The sequence below is a fragment of the Mycobacterium barrassiae genome (assembly GCF_025822765.1).
GTDB lineage: Bacteria > Actinomycetota > Actinomycetes > Mycobacteriales > Mycobacteriaceae > Mycobacterium > Mycobacterium barrassiae.
Map to the genome: position 1 here is coordinate 152,382 of NZ_JACKUK010000011.1, position 17,679 is coordinate 170,060.

Annotated in this window: 16 protein-coding genes; 12 read left to right on the forward strand and 4 right to left on the reverse strand. The window is 61.8% G+C overall.

Features of this window, described 5'->3' with window-relative positions; translation table 11 throughout:
* Nucleotides 1–58: 58 nt before the first annotated feature.
* A complete protein-coding gene (locus H7J93_RS03030) occupies nucleotides 59–988 on the reverse strand; it encodes a hypothetical protein (protein ID WP_267304812.1) in 930 nt (309 codons plus the stop codon).
* A gap of 137 nt (nucleotides 989–1,125) precedes the next feature.
* On the reverse strand, nucleotides 1,126–1,968 hold the full coding sequence (locus tag H7J93_RS03035) for a hypothetical protein (protein WP_267304813.1): 843 nt from the start codon (nucleotides 1,966–1,968) through the stop codon (nucleotides 1,126–1,128).
* Nucleotides 1,969–2,333: 365 nt separating this feature from the next.
* Between H7J93_RS03035 and H7J93_RS03040 the strand changes: the two genes are divergently transcribed.
* The 3 genes from H7J93_RS03040 (at nucleotide 2,334) to H7J93_RS03050 (ending at nucleotide 6,956) form a co-directional block, all read left to right on the forward strand.
* Complete coding sequence (locus H7J93_RS03040) at nucleotides 2,334–3,443, forward strand: oxygenase MpaB family protein (protein ID WP_267304814.1); 1,110 nt, start codon at nucleotides 2,334–2,336, stop codon at nucleotides 3,441–3,443.
* Nucleotides 3,444–3,524: 81 nt separating this feature from the next.
* Complete coding sequence (locus H7J93_RS03045; protein WP_267304815.1) at nucleotides 3,525–5,096, forward strand: flavin-containing monooxygenase; 1,572 nt, start codon at nucleotides 3,525–3,527, stop codon at nucleotides 5,094–5,096.
* Nucleotides 5,097–5,333: 237 nt separating this feature from the next.
* Nucleotides 5,334–6,956 (forward strand): phytoene desaturase family protein, encoded by a 1,623-nt coding sequence (locus H7J93_RS03050; RefSeq protein ID WP_267304816.1) that lies wholly within the window; start codon nucleotides 5,334–5,336, stop codon nucleotides 6,954–6,956.
* Here H7J93_RS03050 and H7J93_RS03055 read toward each other — a convergent pair whose 3' ends face one another.
* Together H7J93_RS03055 and H7J93_RS03060 are read right to left on the reverse strand one after the other, a co-directional pair.
* Nucleotides 6,957–7,973, reverse strand: a complete 1,017-nt coding sequence (locus H7J93_RS03055; protein WP_267304817.1) for an Lrp/AsnC family transcriptional regulator — start codon at nucleotides 7,971–7,973, stop codon at nucleotides 6,957–6,959.
* 147 nt (nucleotides 7,974–8,120) lie between these two features.
* A complete protein-coding gene (locus H7J93_RS03060) occupies nucleotides 8,121–9,185 on the reverse strand; it encodes an Lrp/AsnC family transcriptional regulator (protein ID WP_267304818.1) in 1,065 nt (354 codons plus the stop codon).
* Nucleotides 9,186–9,319: 134 nt separating this feature from the next.
* Here H7J93_RS03060 and H7J93_RS03065 point away from each other — a divergent pair, with 134 nt between their 5' ends.
* The 9 genes from H7J93_RS03065 (at nucleotide 9,320) to H7J93_RS03105 (ending at nucleotide 17,664) form a co-directional block, all read left to right on the forward strand.
* Nucleotides 9,320–9,457, forward strand: coding sequence for a hypothetical protein (locus H7J93_RS03065; RefSeq protein WP_267304819.1), 138 nt, complete (start codon nucleotides 9,320–9,322; stop codon nucleotides 9,455–9,457).
* A 434-nt stretch (nucleotides 9,458–9,891) separates the two neighbouring features.
* Nucleotides 9,892–10,761: an ABC transporter permease gene (locus H7J93_RS03070; protein WP_267304820.1), complete on the forward strand. Its 870-nt coding sequence runs from the start codon at nucleotides 9,892–9,894 to the stop codon at nucleotides 10,759–10,761.
* Entirely contained in the window at nucleotides 10,761–11,624 is an 864-nt protein-coding gene (locus tag H7J93_RS03075) for an MlaE family ABC transporter permease (RefSeq protein WP_372507771.1), read from the forward strand. The genes H7J93_RS03070 and H7J93_RS03075 overlap by 1 nt, the downstream gene beginning before the upstream one ends.
* Before the next feature lie 15 nt (nucleotides 11,625–11,639).
* Entirely contained in the window at nucleotides 11,640–12,680 is a 1,041-nt protein-coding gene (locus tag H7J93_RS03080) for an MlaD family protein (protein WP_267304848.1), read from the forward strand.
* Entirely contained in the window at nucleotides 12,677–13,681 is a 1,005-nt protein-coding gene (locus H7J93_RS03085; protein ID WP_267304821.1) for an MlaD family protein, read from the forward strand. Before H7J93_RS03080 ends, H7J93_RS03085 begins: the two co-directional genes overlap by 4 nt.
* Complete coding sequence (locus tag H7J93_RS03090) at nucleotides 13,678–14,637, forward strand: MlaD family protein (RefSeq protein ID WP_276021260.1); 960 nt, start codon at nucleotides 13,678–13,680, stop codon at nucleotides 14,635–14,637. Before H7J93_RS03085 ends, H7J93_RS03090 begins: the two co-directional genes overlap by 4 nt.
* Nucleotides 14,637–15,731, forward strand: a complete 1,095-nt coding sequence (locus tag H7J93_RS03095; protein WP_372507772.1) for an MlaD family protein — start codon at nucleotides 14,637–14,639, stop codon at nucleotides 15,729–15,731. Before H7J93_RS03090 ends, H7J93_RS03095 begins: the two co-directional genes overlap by 1 nt.
* Nucleotides 15,728–16,711 (forward strand): MlaD family protein, encoded by a 984-nt coding sequence (locus H7J93_RS03100; RefSeq protein ID WP_267304824.1) that lies wholly within the window; start codon nucleotides 15,728–15,730, stop codon nucleotides 16,709–16,711. The genes H7J93_RS03095 and H7J93_RS03100 overlap by 4 nt, the downstream gene beginning before the upstream one ends.
* Nucleotides 16,708–17,664 (forward strand): MlaD family protein, encoded by a 957-nt coding sequence (locus tag H7J93_RS03105; protein WP_267304825.1) that lies wholly within the window; start codon nucleotides 16,708–16,710, stop codon nucleotides 17,662–17,664. The genes H7J93_RS03100 and H7J93_RS03105 overlap by 4 nt, the downstream gene beginning before the upstream one ends.
* Nucleotides 17,665–17,679 lie beyond the last annotated feature (15 nt).

Here is a 17,679-nt window from a genome sequence, read left to right on the forward strand (position 1 = left end):
GGTCTTTCGCGCACGCCCGTGGGCGGGTGACACCCGCTACAGCGGTGCTGTCCCGCTGTCAGCGTCGGACCGGTTGACTGAGGAAGTCTTCGGAGGTGACCGCTGCCGGATCGTCGAGACCGATGCCGATCTTGGCCAACAGCACTTCGCGCAGCGTGACGTTGCGGTTGACGTCGATGCCTGCCCGCCGTTGGGCGCGGCCGATTTCGGTGATGAGGAGCCAAACCAGCAGTCCGGTGAGGACGATGGTGACGACGCCGCCGAGACAGACCAGCGCCGTGGAACTGTTGCCGTTGAGCTCGGGATCGAAGTTACTGTTCAGCGCGGTGAACGTAGGCCATCCGAGCGCGCCGTTGAGGCCGGCGTAAATGCCGGGAAGCATTGGTATCACTATCAATTGACCCCAACCGACCAAGCGATGCCGGAGCAGGAAGAACACGAGCCCCGCGGCCAGTTGCAGGGTGGCGTCGATGGTGTACCACCACGCCGGTGCACCGAAGAACAGGAACGGCTGCTGCCCGTAGTACTTGTAGAGCCCGAGTTGGGCGCCCGTGATCTGCAGAGCCGCATCGAACAGCCACGAAAGGCCGTACGCGTAGAGGAAGAACTTCGCGCCCTTGCCGAGCACGATCGCACGATAGATGACGTACGCCTGTAGCCCGAAGAAGAACGAGTACCCGAGGACCACGTAGAGGGGAATGTGGCGCTGGAACAGGTTGACGGTGACGGCGACGTTGTCGCTGGCGAACCAGAGTAGGCCGAGGTAGTCCAGGTAGGGCTCGAGGAGTCCCATGCACAACCCACCGAGCAGAAAGACCAGGCCGAGTTTTTCACCGCGCAGAGCGAGCCGGACAACCCAGGTCAGGGCGAGCAGCCAGAAGATGGCACAGATGACGGTAAAGGCCAAGCTCCAGCCGAACGGTGCGGACAGATCCGCGGGCGGAACCGGGTACATAGGTGGCGCCTGGCTAAGGATCAGCTCGGTCATCGGTCACCTCTTGTCTTTATCGGTGCTGCTGGATGTCGTTGCCTTGCAGCGACATCCGAGCATGCGGCGCTATTGGCGGCCATGTGTTGCATATGAAACCAAACTGCCATGATGCTCGCATATATGCGTATCCGAGATCAATAGTTGGTACGCATCCTGTCAGGCTGTAGCGAAGGCGCCTTGCTTGACCCGACACTTTCCGGTGACGCCTGCAAGCGACGGAGCTGGTTTACGACGCGCGGTGCACACTGCGCGACGAAGTGCGTGCACGCCAGGCTGATGCCGATGGAGGCGAGTGCACAGACATACTTCGCCCACATCGGCCAACCCGAATTGAGCGCGGTGGAGATCGGCCAGCCGACGATTCCCGCTGCGGCACCGAGGACTACGGACGGAACAACTAGGAGGAGCCACAACTGCTGCGCACCACGCAGGACGGGCACCAGGAACACCGCCAGCGTGGCACCCAGCACGATCTGCAGGGCGTCGATGGCCGCCCACCACACCACGAATCCGGCAATCTTCATGGGCGGATCGCCGAAGAACTCGAGAATGCCAAGCCAAGCAGAGAGGCCGATCGCGATGAAGTCGATCACCGCGACTATGCCGTAAAGGATCCAGATCTTGCGTGCGGTGAACTCCTTCGAGAATGCGCGGTAGAGCACATAGAGCAACCCCCCGCAGAACCACGCGTAGCCGATGGGGACGAAGATCGGGACGGCCCGTTCGAACGCCACGAACACCGGGGTCACCTGGTGCGGCGGATATCCGACCAACACGACGTTGTCCAACCAGGGCTCCATCAATTCGGAGATTGCGCCGCCGATCAAAAACAGCAGGAGTGCCGGCCCGCGCTTGCGCTCACGCAACGCCCACCACATGAAGAACGCCAACGTGGTAAGCACCATCAGCACGGTGTAGGCGATGAGCGCGCCCTGCGGCGCCTCGCGTATCGGCATGTCCGGGACGGTGGGGTTCATCGTCTTCCCTCCTCGGCTGGGCTCGATGATGGCAGCAGACGAGTGCAGTGTGCGTAGATAATACTGCAATTTGGATCGCAAATTTGTACTCAATGCCGGTTATAGTTAACCAACACGTATCGGCACGGCGCCCACCCGTTGACGCGGCGACAGGGGACGTCGGATCACGGGAGGTCACAGGGACTCACGAATGATTGCGGCGTCATTGGCTAGTAAAAGTACGCATATTCTTGACTTGGAGGCGCAAGACTAAATAATATGCGTGTTGAGACCGCTTGCAACCGCTCGTTTGGCAGCATGCAGCGCTCGGGAATCTGCTCTGGTTATGTCCCGCCGGTGCGCCGCCTGATGCAGAGAGGCTTGATATGAAGATCGCGGCCGTATCGACCGACAAGTCGGAGACCCCGCCCGAGGAAGGTGCAACGGATTTCGCGCTCGGTCCTGGCTCCGTCACCTGGCGCGTGATGATGGACCCGACCGTGTTCATCATCGGTCTTCTGCGTGAGGCGATGCTGTTGACGCTGCATCCGGCCTTCGCGGCGGCGGCGGTGGACCACGACAGCTTCAACGACGATCCAGTTGGCAGGTTCAAGCACGTCGCCTGGTACACGTACGCGGCAACCTACGGCAGCCCCGATGACGCCGAGCATGTGAGTGGCATCGTGCGTCGGCGCCACGCCCGGATCGTAGGGGTGGAGCCGTTGACGCAGATCCCGTATCGGGCTGACGCCGAGTACGAGCTGGCGTTGACCCAAGCGATGCTGTCGGACTCATTTCTGGCCACCTATGAACTGTTGCACGGCGAATTGACAAGCGTTGAACGCGATCAGTTCTGCATGGAGCAGAAGGTGCCTGCCGCGCTGCTGGGCACCAATCCCGACCATCTGCCGTCGACGTACGGTGAACTCGTCGACTTCATCGCTCACGCCAGAAACCGCTTCGCAACGGGGCTTCAGGCGCGGGAGATCCTGTCTCCCTTCGCGACTGGTGAGTATCCGGCAGGGACTGTGATCGGAGATCTGCATCCCGTTCTGCGCAGGCCTGCCATGTTCGCACTCCGGGCGTTTGCCGATATGGCGCTGCTGACGATGTCGTGGGAAGAGCGGGAACTGGTAGCCATCAACCGCCGCCCCAAGCTCGGTTCACAGCTGGCGACCAAGATGGCGCTGCGAGCACTGTCCAAATGGTTCACCGGAGGCCAGGGTCAGGCGGTGTTCGAGAAGTTCCTCGGTGAGCACATCGCACCGATCTACCGTCGCGGTAAGGCCGCAGATACCGCGCCAGGCTCACGCACTCGCAAAGCCAAATTCGAGGTCCCCGATGCCGCGTCGTGCCTGGTGAAGGTCGACTACCTGACCAAGAACTGGCCGGGGTCCACAGCGGAGTATGTCCTCGGTAGGGCGGCGCGCGACACCAATCCGCCACCGCCGCAATCGATGCCGGTTCTGCGGAGTACGTCGGCCTCGACGTCGTAGTACAGGCTCACGAGCAGCCGATGTACGCGAACGCTCGTTGTTCGCGGGCGATTTTCTGACCAGTGAAAGGGAGAGGTCAACGTGGGCGTGCAACGCGTGCTTGAGAACGTGACTCGTCGGCGCCCGAAGTCCGACACGTCGGTGGCGATCGTCGGATGCGGTTTCGGGGGACTCGCGGCAGCGATCGAACTCAAAAGGTCGGGCATCGACGACATCACGATCTTCGAGCGGGCATCGGCGATAGGTGGGGTGTGGCGCGACAACACCTATCCCGGGGCAGCGTGTGATGTGCCGTCGCCGATCTATTCGTTCTCATATGCACTGAAGCCCGACTGGTCAGCGCTGTTCGGGTCGCAGTCGGAAATCCAGCACTACCTGTCCGAAGTGGCGGTCGAGTTCGGCATTCAGCCGATGATTCGTTTCGATTCCGAAGTTGCCACCGCAGATTTCGACGAGGCCGCCGGCAAGTGGACGGTGACGACAACGGCAGGGGAGTCGGTGACGGTCGACATCTTAATCTTGGCGACAGGCCAGTTGAGCCGGCCCAAAATGCCCAACGTGGCCGGATTGGAAAGGTTTCAGGGCGATTCCTTCCACTCGGCGCAGTGGAACCACGATGTGGATCTCACGAACAAGAAGGTTGTCGTCGTGGGCAGCGGCGCAAGCGCGATTCAGGTTGTGCCGGCCATCGCCGACCGCGTCAAAGACCTCACCGTCGTGCAGCGCTCACCCAACTGGGTGATGTGGAAGAGCAAGCGAGTGCCGGGTCGGCTGCAGACCGCGCTGATGCGTCGCTTCGGTTGGCTACGCACCCTGCACCACATCGCGTTGTTTCTGGCCTATGAAGTTCGCTATCCACTGGTAACGCGGGCCGCCGAGCCGGTGCGACGACTCTCTCAGTGGTACCTGATTTTTCGGTTGAAGCGACATGTGAAGGATCCGGCCGAGGTGGCAGCGGCAATTCCTGATTACCGACTGCTCTGCAATCGCCTGCTGCTGTCTAATGACTGGTATCCGACGATCGGACGAGACCATGTCCACCTCATCGGCTCGGCGGTCGCGTCCGTCGATGAGAGTGGCGTAATCACCGCCGACGGCCGACATATCGACGCCGACGTCATCGTGTGGTGCACCGGCTTCAAGGCGAGCGAATTCCTTGCTCCCATCAAGATTCGTGGGCGCGGCGGCGTTGATCTGCACGCGCAGTGGGCGGGTGGCCCCGCGGCGTACCTAGGCATGTCGGTTCCCAACTTCCCGAACATGTTCATGCTGTTCGGACCCAACACCAACAGCATCACCAACACGATCGTGTTCCTGTTGGAGCGGCAGGCGTCGTATATCCGCCAGGCGGTTCAGCACAAGCAACGCGAGCGGCTGGCATCACTCGAGGTGGGCACGGCCACGTACCAGAAGTTTCAAGCCTGGCTGGATGCCAAACTCGACCGCACCGTTTTCACGGACAACTGCCCGGGCTGGTACACCAACGACCAGGGCAGGGTCACGGCGATGTGGCCCGCCTCGCACCTGGCGTACGCACGAGCGACCAGGCGCTTCAAACCAGACGAATACGTCGCGCAGCTCCACCCGCCGGCGCCCGCGCTTACGAACAAATCCGCGCAGAAGGTCACCGAACCCGAGGTAGCTACGAAATGACGGCGGTGGGCCCTGAGTCTCGGTGGCCGAAGTGGTGCGTGGGGTCGGCCGTTGACGGCCCCAGACTTCGACTTGAACCCTATTGTTGTCCACATCACTTCTCGTCCCAAGGAAGGTCGACGTGGTCGCTGCCAGTGGCTCATGGTTGAACGAAGTAACCGCTTCACGCGAGCTACTTCGTCGAATCACCTTCGCCACAATCGAATCGGCGTCGAGGACGGAGCATCGGAGTCGATGATGAACGACCTCGACCAGAAACACTACGACGTGATTGTTGTGGGTGGGGGACACAACGGCCTAGTCGCGGGCTGTTATCTGGCCAAGGCAGGACTCCGTGTCATCGTGCTGGAGCAGCGTGACTGGCTGGGCGGAATGGCGGCGTCGCGGGCATTCGTTCCAGACGCCCCGGATCACATTCTGAGTCCAGGAGCCTGGGAGAACGTCTATTTTCGGGCGGCGGGCGTCGGTCGGGAACTCGGACTCGAGCAGTTCGGGCATCGTGACCTCGACGCGCACGGGTGGGCCTGGCTCGGTGACAACGGCGAATCCATCGTGCTTCAGGCGGATCTCCGCAAGACGGTCGACGACATCAGGCGCTTCTCCAGGCGGGATGCCGAGACGTATGCAGAGCTCACTGAGGCTGCCATCAAGATCCTGAAAATCCAGGATGCATATGGACTCTCGCTTCCCAAGCGGCCGAGCTTGGACACCATCAGCGCGGCGCTGCGGGCCGTTGCCGGAGGACGTCGAGTTCGAGCACTACTGGCTTCCGCCCTGACCGCCACCGCTGCGGACGGCATCGAGTCGTTGTTTGAATCGGAGGCAGTTCGCGGGATTTTCGCTGGCACCGGAGCAATCCTTGCCCCACTCTCAGTTGACGGCAGCGCCATCGCGCTCTTGGCGCCTTCGATGATCCACCACAAGGGGGCGGCTCGGCCCGTCGGCGGGATGGGCGGACTGGTGGCCGCCCTGGAACGATGCCTGACAGCGCACGGCGGCACAGTTCGGCTGTCCAGTGAGGTCGCGACGATTCGGATGCACAGGCGTGGCGGCGTCGTCGAGCTGGTCGACGGTACCGAACTTCACGCTGGCCACGCCGTTATCGCAGCATGCCCCGTGCACCGCGTTCCCGAGCTCGTGGGTGAGGCACTACCTGCGGAAATCGCTGCGCGGCTTCGAAAGGCTCCGGCCAATGCAACCGGTCTTGGCACGTTCACCATCAACGCTGCCCTCTCGGGCCGAATTGAACTGTCGAACCATCAGCCGAACCGGCGAGACGGCGTGGACCTACGCAAGCCCGCCATCTATATGGGCACCCTCGAAGAAGTTGTCGCCGCAGGCGAACAGTCGGCGCGCGGCGAATTGCCCGATCGGACCACCTTCTGTCTGGGCATACTCTCTGCCGTCGATCCGAGTCAGGCGCCCGAGGGTCAAGATGTTGTTCAGCTGTACAGCCCGGCCCCGGTGGAACCGGTTGGCGGATGGGACAAGTGGCGGGGCGAGGCAGAGCGCCGACTAGAGGAGAAGGTGGCCGAAGCTGCACCGGATTTCAAACGTTTGCAGATTGGCACCTTCGTCGAGACGGCCCAAGACCTCGCCGCGCGAACAGGCGCGGAGAACGGCTGCATCTATCACATCGACAACCTGCCGACTCGCATTGGACCGATCCGTCCCGCCGCAGGCGCCGGTGGTTATCGCACTGTCATCGATGGGCTGTATCTCGGTTCTGCGAGTTGCCATCCCGGCGGAGGCGTATCCGGCCTGCCCGGAAAGCACTGCGCTAACGTCGTTCTCGTGGATATGGGCGTTGGCCGACAAAGCGCCTTCAATCGCATCCCGAAACTGAGACGATCCCGCTAGTCAGACAATCCAGGTCCACGCGTAGGTGTGCTTGAGAGTGTCGACTCCGTCGAAGACCTCGATGCTGCGAACTCCCGGCGTGACCGCGATCTCGTCGAGAATGCCGGCAATGAGTGCACTTCGGTCTGGGGCGATCAATACGGCGATGAGATCGAAATCGTCTAGTACTCGGGTGACTTGAGCGACATCATCGCGCTTAGCGAGCGCAGTGGCGACATCGGCCACCTTGCCCGGCGCCGCCTTCACGCCGACGAACGCGTGTGCGCTGATACCCGCTGCGACGATGTCGGAGACCGCCTGGATGCGAAAAACCCTGTCAGCAAGCATTCTCTTGATACGTACACGGACGGTGCCCTCGGAGACGCCGAGGTCCGTGGCGATCTGACGATTGCTTCGTCGCGCATTCAATTGAAGTTTTTCGATGATCGCGAGGTCCATCTCGTCGACGGTGTCGCTCGGTTGAGCTTCGGGCATGGTGCCGGGGTCGACGTTGAGCAGCGACCACTTTGAGTCGTATTTCAAGACGTCGAGCGCGATACAGCCGTGTACGGCGCTGACGCCCTTGATCTTTGCAAGCGTCGTGTTGAATAGCTCGGCAAGGTGAAGTTTGTCCCGCCCCAGCATCGGCACGATGATGTCGTAGCGGCCGGTGCAGATCGTGACACCGATAGCCTCGGACAATTCGGCAACTTCGGCGGCTACGGAGTACACCGGTCGGCCAGACACGTTCATCATGGCGAAGGCGAATTCCCGGTGACCAAACAGCCGAATGTCGGTGATGGCGACCACTCGCAGCGCGCCGGCATCTTCGAGCCGGCGCAACCGGGCGGCAACGGTCACCTCATTGACGTTCAGTTCGGTTGCGAGGGAACGGTTGCCCTTGCGTCCGTCCAGGCGGAGCTGCTCGATCAGCGCTCGGTCCAGGTGGTCTAATTCTGGACCGGAACTCGCAGCAGAACTCACTGCCTCAAGGCGCTTGTGCGCAGGCCCGACTGCTTTAGCCACCATCTTTCCCATCTGCATGACAAGAGGGGGCAGCGGCCCCCTGACCCCGCTACTCTACGCAAAGTTCGCGTGCAAGCGCTGATCATCGCCATTTAGCGAAGTCGCATGTCGCAGGAGGGGTTGTTCCGACTGATTTGGCGGTGGCGGTGGCCGCGTCGTCTACCGCCCAGTGTTGGCGAGGCGTTTCATGTAGGGACTGAAGAGAACGATGTCGACGAACAGCAGAATCTCTATGTTGTGGATTCCGGGGATGGTCTGTACCCGCTCGGCGATCACCTCGACGAGTTCTTCGGGGGCGTTCGCGGTGAGCGCGATACTGAGGTCAGAGTCGCCGACGCAGACCGCCATGAAGGCAATCTCGTGAATCGCAGCCAGCTCATTCCTGATCTCCATGATGCGAGTTCTGTCGGCTCGAATACTGATAGTGGCGATGACGGCAGCGAACCCGAGGGCAACGGGATCAACCATCGCGACGGCTCGAACTAGGTTGGCTTGCACCAGTCGGTTGATTCGGGCGCGAACTGTGCCCTCTGATGCTCGCTGCGCATGAGCGATCCTGCGATTGGATTGGCGACCATCTTCGATCAGTGCCTCGAGAATGGCCACGTCCAGGTCGTCAAGCTGAACGCGTGGTGCGGGCAGGCGTAGGAGCGGCACCCCGCGACCCACGAACACGCGGCGTCCGTTCGGAGTGATCACCGTGTCGGTGGCGAGATCCAAACTCATGTGCGCGATTCCTGCTATCGAAGGCAAGTCATCGTTGGTAAGCCGCTTCAGTTCGGCACGGTCCTGGACCAACAGGTAAGCGACGACGTTGTGGTCGCCAAGGCTCACCGCTGCAACGAGGCACTGCGCCAGGTTGCTCACGGCTTCTGCAACCTCTCGAGGAGGTCGGTTGTGCGTTCGTATTCGAGCGATGACCAGCCACTCGAAACCCGCCTCCTCCCAGTCGATTATGGCGGTGAAATTGATTGCGCCCGATGCGGTGAGATTGCGCAGCCGGCTGCTCACGGCCGACTCGCTGATTCCGATGCTTGCTGCCAGCTCGCGATTCGTCATCTTGACGTCGCGGAGCAGCAAATCGATTAGTGCACGGTCGATTTCGTCGGGATCTGCACGGTTCGCGGCATTCAAATGCACCGAGGACGACACGGCGGCCGGGGGCGCGCTAGTCGCAGGCGAGCGAAGGATGACACCTTCGGACTGACGATCAGGGGCTGCCATCGCAGGGTCATTCGCACCGGTACGTCGGTGTTGCGCCCCGACCGCGGGATGAGCGAGATGTCGGCAATCGTCGCCGCAGGACCCTGCCACTCAATGAGTGTTGACGTGAGCCAGCAACGTCGGATACCCGCTTATTGACGCTGCAGCTAATCTTCGCTGGACGGGTCGACGTTCCGGGTGTGCACGTCGGAGACGTGTTCTGGTATCCGCTGAAATCCCAGTCCGGTCCGCTGGCGAAGGGCGCGGACTCGATCTCGGCTCCCCCCGCATGAATGCTGACAACGTGCCCCTTTGGGATGCGCCCCGACAGGTCCGAGATCCGCCTCAGCCTCAGTTGACTCGCCGATGGTTCGGCAGTTCGAAGCCGCGGCAAGCCGACTGCCGGCGCCCGTTCCCCACTGGCCGGGGCAGATTGCGGCCCCACGGCCGCCCAGCTCAGCTGCGTAGACATGTCGACTTCCCTCGTCAGGCGGTGTGGCGTGAGCAGTTCAAGTGATACGAAAGCTACCCCGGGCATAGTCATATAGTCCGCAGCAGCTGGGGCATCCTGCTACGCGATCTAAACCCTAACAGCACTCATACGAAAATTTCCGGGGTTTTGGGGCTAGAACGGGGTGCGATGATGTGGTAGACATCTGACTTGTATCCCGATCAGTGAACTTCCAACAATCGACCGGGCAGGGTGGAGCATTGCGGCAGCACTCAGATGGCGATCGTGACGACTAGCGTTCGTTCCGGCGGGCAGCTGCGCGGAACAGCGCTTGCTGGTCTCAGCAAAGTCGCCGCGCGGATCGTAGCTATCCCGGTGCAAAGCGCCGCCACAACCGGGCGCGGCGTGGTCATGGCCGTCTCGGTCCTGCGATACATCGTGGTCGACGCCGTCACGTTTCGTCTGCCCTGGGGGGAGACGATTTCCCAGGCGTGGTTCTTGTTGAAGGTGACAGCGACACCGGCGATCCTCATGGCGATCCCGTTCGGTGCGATGGTGTCGGTTCAGACCTCAGGACTCGTCAACCAGATCGGCGCCAGCTCGCTGGTCGGCGCGGCGAGCGGCGTTGGCGTGATTCGCCAGGGCGCACCGATTACGGCCGGCCTGCTGATGGGCGGTGCAGCCGCTTCAGCTATTGCGTCCGATCTTGGCGCCCGGCAGATACGCGAAGAGCTCGACGCGATGCGCGTCCTCGGAATCGATCCTGTGCGCAGGCTCGTTGTGCCGCGCTTCATTGCCCTCATTCTCATCTCGCCGATTCTGTGCACCATCATCATCGCCTCCGCGGTCGCCGCGTCCTATGCACTGGCGTTGACCGTGAGCGGCGTGACGTCAGGCAGCTTTTGGATGTCGTTCGGGTCCTTCGCCAAGATGACCGACGTCTGGTTCGCCATGGCCAAGGCCGCTACGTTCGCCGCGATCGTCGCGATCATTTCCTCGCTTCGAGGTACCGAGGCCAAGGGTGGTCCGCGCGGCGTCGCCGATGCGGTGAATTCTTCCGTGGCGCTCAACGTCGTGGGCGTAGTGATCGTGAATCTTGCCATCACCCAACTGCAATCGATGTTCTTCCCGATGGCGGTCGCGTGATGACGGTGTCTCGGGTCGCCGCGCCGACGCGGTCCTGGAATCTCGCGAGAACGGTAGCCCGTGTCGTTCGTGAGCCATTCCGGACCGCGGGTCAATGGGCGATGTTCATCGGGCAGACCCTCTGGCTGCTCCCATGGGTGTTTCGGCGCTACCGCCGGCAGACCTTTCAGGTCATGAACAACCTGGCCTGGGGCCGCGGATCCTTGATCGTCGACGGCGGGGTGATCAGCGTCCTGATCATCCTCGGCGTGGCCGTGGGTGCCTCGATCGCGATCGAAGCGTTCTCCACGTTGAACATCATTGGGTTTGGCGCTCTGTCCGGCATCGTCGGCGGTCTTGCAAACGTCCGAGAGATGGCTCCGCTCGTCGCAGGAATTGCGTTCTCAGCTCAAGCGGGTTGTCGGATGACCGCGGAGATCGGGTCCATGCGGATCTCGGAGGAAATCGACGCGACCGAAGCGATGGGACTGCGGCCGATACCGTTCGTGGTAGGCACCCGCCTCGTTGGTGCCATGTTGTGCGTCGTGCCGGGTTTCGTCCTGACGTTGATTCTCAGCTTCTTCGTGTCCGACAGGATGATCCGGGTCTTCTTCAGCCAGCCCGGCGGAACGTACGAACACTACTTCGTCCAGTTCCTGTCACCCACGGATCTCGCGTATTCGTTGTTGAAGGCCGCTGTCTTCTGCGCGGCAGTGACCATCATTCACTGCTATTACGGATATTTCGCATCGGGCGGTCCGGTAGGCGTGGGTCAGGCCTCCGGACGTGCGGTACGCGCCAGCCTCGTCGCGATCATGGTCTTGGATTTCCTGCTCACTGTTGCCCTTTGGGGACTACGTCCCGAGTTCGTCTTCAAGGGTTAGGTGATCGACGTGCTGATGCGGAAGACAGCAGATGAGGAGACACGCATCCTCACAGTCGTCGGCGTGGGTGTCGTTCTCGCGATTGCCGTCGCCATCGCGCTCGTCGTTGCCAATCCCTTCGCAAGCCGCCCAAAGGATCTCATCTCGATCCAGATCGACAGTCCATACGTCGGTCAAGGTGTCGACACCGGCACGGCTCTGATCATGCACGGCGTCGAAGTGGGGGAGGTCAAGAAGGTTTCGAGCCTGCCCGGTGGCGCCGTGCGCCTCAACGCCGACCTGCGCACGAGCGCGGCGGCAGGGCTCACCGACACGTTTACCATCGACTTCCGGCCCGCCAACTACTTCGGTGTCACAGGTATCAATATCTCGAAAGGCCATGGCGGCCAACCCCTGCGTGACGGTATGCAGATCGAGGCGGCCACGCGTGGCAACTACACGCTGCAGACCCTGCTCTCTCGATTGGGTGACATCACCGATGGTGTCGTCACCCCCCAGTTGGTCAGCGTCATCGACCGCTCCACGCGATATGTGGACGGGCTGAATCCCTTGGTCGAGACGATGTTGACTGTCACCAAGGCCGTCGACAACGTGCAGACGGTGAGTACGGCGCAATTGATGAGAAATGCGGCCGGCCTCAGCGTCGCGTTCCCGGGATTCGTGGACGCTGCGACGGACGCGGGCGACAGGTTCGACCGTGCCGGTCTGGTCGAGTTCGACCATACGGGTGGTGAAGTGACAGAACAGTTCTGGAAGGATCACTATCTACCCACGGTTGAACTTGCCGCATTCGGACTCTTCGCGGCCGTCGGTCGACTGGAATCATCACACGTCGACGACCTTCTCCCAGCCGTCGAAATCGTCAAAATCCTCTCCGACACGGTGCCAGGACTCGTCAGGCCCCCGGACATCTCCGAGACCTTGGTCGAGCTTCGGCGGCGCTTCGAGAACATGTACGGGGGGACGCCCGAGCAGAGGGCGATGCAGGTGCATATCGTGCTCGACAGCCTCCCCGGCGTCGCGGCTCCGCTGGGCGTAATGGGAGCCACGCCATGAAGCATGTCGGCGATCTTTGGAAGTTCGGCCTCAGCGCGGCTGCCGCGCTGGTCCTGTTCATCCTGTTGGCAAATGTGATGCTTCAGCCAGTCTCGAGCGAAACACGGGACTATTCCGCCGCTTTCACGGACGTGTCGGGACTTCATCTCGACGCAGATGTACGTGTGATGGGCGTGCGCGTCGGCAAGGTGCAGTCGATCGAGCTCGTCAGGGAATCCGGGCGAAGCCTGGCAATGGTTGCCTTCACGCTCGATAAGCGATTCGCAGTCACGCCGGAGACCAAATTAGCGGTCAAGTACCAGGCACTGACTGGTCTTCGTTACATCGACGTGGTCGACCCGTCGGAAGAAGACCCGACGGCACAGGTCGTGACGCATGTGCCGACAGCTATGACGCAACCGTCGCTGGACATCACAACCTTGTTCAATGGCCTGCAACCGGTGCTCGCCACTTTGAACCCTGAGGAGATCAACACCTTCACTTCCAACGCAGCCGCCTACCTCGCGGGCGACGGAAGCGGATTGGGGCCCATGCTCGACAGCATCCGAACACTGACCCAGTTCGTGTCGGATCGCCAGCAGGTCGTGGCCACACTGATGCACAATCTCGACGCGGTCGCAGCGGAGATGGGCGGTAACTCCCAGAAGTTGGTCCAGGTCATCGACTGGGTCAATCGGCCCTTGGATCAAGCACTTTCGATCATCGACGAGTTTCGCAAGTCCGATCTCTATGGACCGGGCTTCGCGCTTCCGGTCGCGCGTTTGATGCGCGCGTTCGGTTTGAAACCCGGTGTCGACCTCGATATTGCCCTGGACAAGGCTTTCACAAACCTGGACAACGCCATCGAGGCGTTCAAACGGTTCCCTGTCATCTGGGAGGGCATCGACACGCCGGCCATTGCCGAAGGGGAGCCCCTGACGTGCTCGCGTGGACCCGCCCAGCTGCCGCCGATGATGGACGTTCTCCTCAACGGTCAGAAGGTGGTCATGTGCAATTCCTGAAGACGTTGCGAAACCCGACGGTCTACGGAGTCGTTGCCCTGGCCGTCGTCACGGCCGTGGCTGTCGTCGTGGCGATGCTGTACATCAGTCCCCCCGGGCGACAGACCGTTGCCTTCTACACCACCGACGCGTCGTCGGTGCGCCCCGGAGATTCGGTCCGCATTGCCGGGATCGACGTCGGAAAGGTGAAGTCGCTCTCCAAGGAGCCGAATCGGGTCAAGGTGGACACAAGTGTGGACGCCAGCGCCTTCGTAGGGGATCAATCTCAAGTCGACGTCCGCATGCTCACCGTCGTCGGCGGCTACTACGTGAACATCACGTCCCTGGGCGACCAGCCACTCGGCAGCCGTGTGATTCCCGTCGAACGGGTCACCATGCCGTACAACCTCGTGCAGACGCTGACGGACGCCACCAAGATCACCGATCAGGTCGCGCCGAAGCCCATCCGCGAATCGATCGACGAGATCGAGCGCGGGCTCGCCGGCACCAATACGGAAACCGTGTCGGCCGTCATCCAAGCGGGCAACAGCCTCGTCGAGACGTTGGACCGCCAGCGCGGACAGATCTCGGCAATTCTCAACCTTTCTGACGAGTACATCGAGAGCTTGGCCAACTACAAGGACGGGCTCAAGGTCCTGATCTCGAAAGTCGCCATTCTCGAGCAGACGCTCGTCATCTACGGTGAGGGGTTCGCCGGAGCGCTGCAGGCCCTGGGCGAGGTCGGTGACTCGCTGCTTCCCCTCGGGCCGTTCTACGACAAGCATCGGCAGCGATTCATCGAGAAGATGCGCAACTGGCAGCAGACATTCCGTTCTTGGGCGGATCGCAGCGGCCTCGTCGTCCGCAGCCTGCGAAAGGTGAGGAACAAGCTCGATCGCGTGCTCGATGCCCAGAATGCGCGGCCCGAGCTGTTGGCGACCGACCTGTGTTTTCCCATGCCGGGGAGTCCATGCTGATGCCGACGTCACGCAACGCCAACTGGTCTCGGCCCGTCGTAGCCGGGTGTATCGCGCTGACGATTGCAGGTACTGGAGTTGGTTGTGCCGCACCAGCGGGTCAGAAGCAGGCGGTTGACTACTGCGCGATCATGTCCGACAGCATCGGGCTCTACGTTGGCAACCCGGTGACCCAGATGGGTTATCGCATCGGCGAAGTGACGAAAATCGCCGACAGAACCACCGACGTGCAGGTCGACTTCTCCGTCGCCGCCGACAACCCGTTGCCGGCCGACGTCAAGGCGATAACGCGGTCGACCTCCATCCTTGCCGACCGGGCTCTCGAGCTGGTCGGGAACTACGAGTCCGGTCCCAAATTGACTCCTGGACAGTGTATTCCACTGAACCACAGCGTCACTCCCAAGTCGCTGTCCGAGGTGATCGGGTCGGCCACCGAATTCGTCAACTCGATCTCCCCGGAAGATTCGAGCAATGTCGCGGGCACGATCGATGGGCTGGCGCGATCACTGCACGACAACGGCGCAGGCGTGAATCGGCTGCTGTCGACTTCTTCGGCCTTGCTCGACAGTCCGGATCAAGCGATCAGTGACATGGCCTCCGTCGTTGCCAACTTGTCGGACCTGACGACCACCTTGGTAGACCTCAGGGGTCCGATGAAGCAGATTCTGCTGGACGCGGTGCAGACCACTCCTGACGTCAACTCGGCATTCGATGGGGGAGCACGGTTCACCGACGTGTTCCCGGAACTCGTCACGCTGGTCGCGGACCTCGAGAAGAACATGGGCGATGAGACTCAGCTGACGCTCGATTCGGTGGCGATGGCGTTGCGGAAGATCACCCCGCACTCCAACGCGCTGGCCGACTTGTTCAATCCCGTGCCGTGGTGGATCAACACCGCCGCCAACCACTTCAACAAGCAGCAGTTCACCATTGCGTGGCGCCCGCCGATGTACAGGATCCCGACACACGACGGCCTGGCCCAGTGCGGCTTCATGAACACCGTGATGCCCGGCAGTTGCGCGGACGTCGCCGGTCAGCCCTACGCTGTCGACGTCGCGCTGCTCCAGTACGTACTCATGCAGGCGCACCGATGACCCGCCGGATCGCGGCTGCGTTGCTCGCATGTGCCGCGCTGCTCACGTCCTGCGCGTCGATCACGGTCAACTCATTACCCCAGCCCGGCAATGCCTACCGCGACGGGTACGACATCGTGCTCGAGTTCGCCAACGTCCTCAATCTTCCGGATCGCGCGAAGGTGGTGCTCGACGGCACCGACGTTGGCGTGGTCACCGGTATCAACATCGCAGACGGCCACGCGAACGTGACCTCACGCATCGCCTCCGGTGTCGAGGTGCCGTCCAACATTCATGCGACGCTGCAACAAGCCACAGTGCTTGGCGACATTTACGTCGCGTTGGAACCGGACACCGACGTCTCCGCACCACCGCTGACACCGGGTGGGCGCATCCCGCTTATCCAAACGACATCGCCGCCCCAGCTCGAAGACACCATCGCCAACCTTGCGAACTTCGTCGCGAGCGGTTCGATCCAGCGTGCCCAGAACTCGGTGATCCGCATCAACAACGTGAATCCGCCCGAGGCCGAGATTCGGGAACTGGCAGGACGAGTCGCCGTCGACCTGTCGGACCTGTCGAACAACCTCGACGTCGTGGACAAGTGGCTCGAAGGGGTCGCCGGCACAGACGATGTCATGTACACAAAGCTGCCGAAGTTCCAGCACTGGTTCTCGCCCGCAGGGATGCTGGGGTTCGACCGCGGCACGGAAGTCGCGTCCTACGTCGGAATTCTGCTGCCGTCGATCGGCAGCATCTACAGCGGCGGCTACTGGCTGGTGCCACTGCTGGAATCGTTGGGGACGACCATGGAGGCCATCCAGCACAGCAAGTGGGCCGTCGAGGATGAGATCCCGAGGTGGCGCAAGCTTTGGACCGACCTGTTCCTGCCGGTCGACAAGTACCCTGCGATCAACATCACCTCCATCGTTGGACCTGACGGCCGCGAAATGTCGGGCAACGTCGAGGACGTGCTCCGAATGCTGGGGGCGATGCCGTGAGACTGGTGCGAGTGTTCCTGTCGTTCGGTGTCTTTGCAGCGATCATCGTGTTCGGGATCGCCTACATCGCCGCCCTCGGAATCCGGATCGCCCCTCCCTCCAACCGTATCGACCTCTCCATGCAGGTGCCCGACATCAACGGCCTGGTCGTCGACTCGAGGGTTCTTCTGCGCGGCGTTCCGGTCGGCAAGGTCACTCACATCGATGCCAACGTCGATCACGCCACCGTCGACTTCTACGTCGAAGGCGACCATAAAGTTCCCGTAGACACCTTTGTTCGGCTGGAAAATCTGTCCGCACTCGGCGAGACCTATATCGCGCTGTTTCCACAGAACTCGGTCGGCCCGATGCTGCAGAGCGGACAACGGATTGCGACCGAGGTCATACAGCAGCCTCCGTCGATCTCGGAGTTGGCGACCAGCGTCGTGCGGGTGTTGCAACAGATGGACCCGGGCCAACTCAAGCAGATCGTCGGTGAAGCCGATGCCGCGCTTCCGGACCCAGACGTCGTCTTGGTTAATCTGCGCCGCACGAGCGTGCTGCTGCGCAACGCCACATCGGATATGAACGGCCGTGGGCAGCTCACCCTCGCCAACATGCAGACACTTCTGGAGAACGCCGACTGGCTCGGCCCCACCTTGGCCAGTCTGGTGCCGGATCTGCGTCTACTCGGCCCCCGGCTACACCACATGTATGACGTCGCGATGGACCTGGTGCGGGACAACAACCCTCACAATCTGCAGTTGCTCCAAACCTTCTTGGGACGCATCCAGACGTTCCTGGACGATCGCGCACCCGACCTCAAGGTCATCACCGAGGCGTTGTTGCCGAAGATGAGCGGCATCGCGGGATCGCTGATGAACTTCGACTCAGGTCGCATCTTGTCGAGCATGCTGGCCGCGGTACCTGAGGATGGCGCGATCACACTGCACGTCACCATTCCGCCACCGTGATCCAGCCACCGAAAA

Coding starts and splice junctions, on each gene's coding strand:
- H7J93_RS03030 (WP_267304812.1), bottom strand. CDS start 988: ATGACCGAGCTGATCCTTAGCCAGGCGCCACCTATGTACCCGGTTCCG.
- H7J93_RS03035 (WP_267304813.1), bottom strand. CDS start 1,968: ATGAACCCCACCGTCCCGGACATGCCGATACGCGAGGCGCCGCAGGGC.
- H7J93_RS03040 (WP_267304814.1), top strand. CDS start 2,334: ATGAAGATCGCGGCCGTATCGACCGACAAGTCGGAGACCCCGCCCGAG.
- H7J93_RS03050 (WP_267304816.1), top strand. CDS start 5,334: ATGAACGACCTCGACCAGAAACACTACGACGTGATTGTTGTGGGTGGG.
- H7J93_RS03055 (WP_267304817.1), bottom strand. CDS start 7,973: ATGGGAAAGATGGTGGCTAAAGCAGTCGGGCCTGCGCACAAGCGCCTT.
- H7J93_RS03060 (WP_267304818.1), bottom strand. CDS start 9,185: ATGGCAGCCCCTGATCGTCAGTCCGAAGGTGTCATCCTTCGCTCGCCT.
- H7J93_RS03070 (WP_267304820.1), top strand. CDS start 9,892: ATGGCGATCGTGACGACTAGCGTTCGTTCCGGCGGGCAGCTGCGCGGA.
- H7J93_RS03075 (WP_372507771.1), top strand. CDS start 10,761: ATGACGGTGTCTCGGGTCGCCGCGCCGACGCGGTCCTGGAATCTCGCG.
- H7J93_RS03080 (WP_267304848.1), top strand. CDS start 11,640: ATGCGGAAGACAGCAGATGAGGAGACACGCATCCTCACAGTCGTCGGC.
- H7J93_RS03085 (WP_267304821.1), top strand. CDS start 12,677: ATGAAGCATGTCGGCGATCTTTGGAAGTTCGGCCTCAGCGCGGCTGCC.
- H7J93_RS03095 (WP_372507772.1), top strand. CDS start 14,637: ATGCCGACGTCACGCAACGCCAACTGGTCTCGGCCCGTCGTAGCCGGG.
- H7J93_RS03100 (WP_267304824.1), top strand. CDS start 15,728: ATGACCCGCCGGATCGCGGCTGCGTTGCTCGCATGTGCCGCGCTGCTC.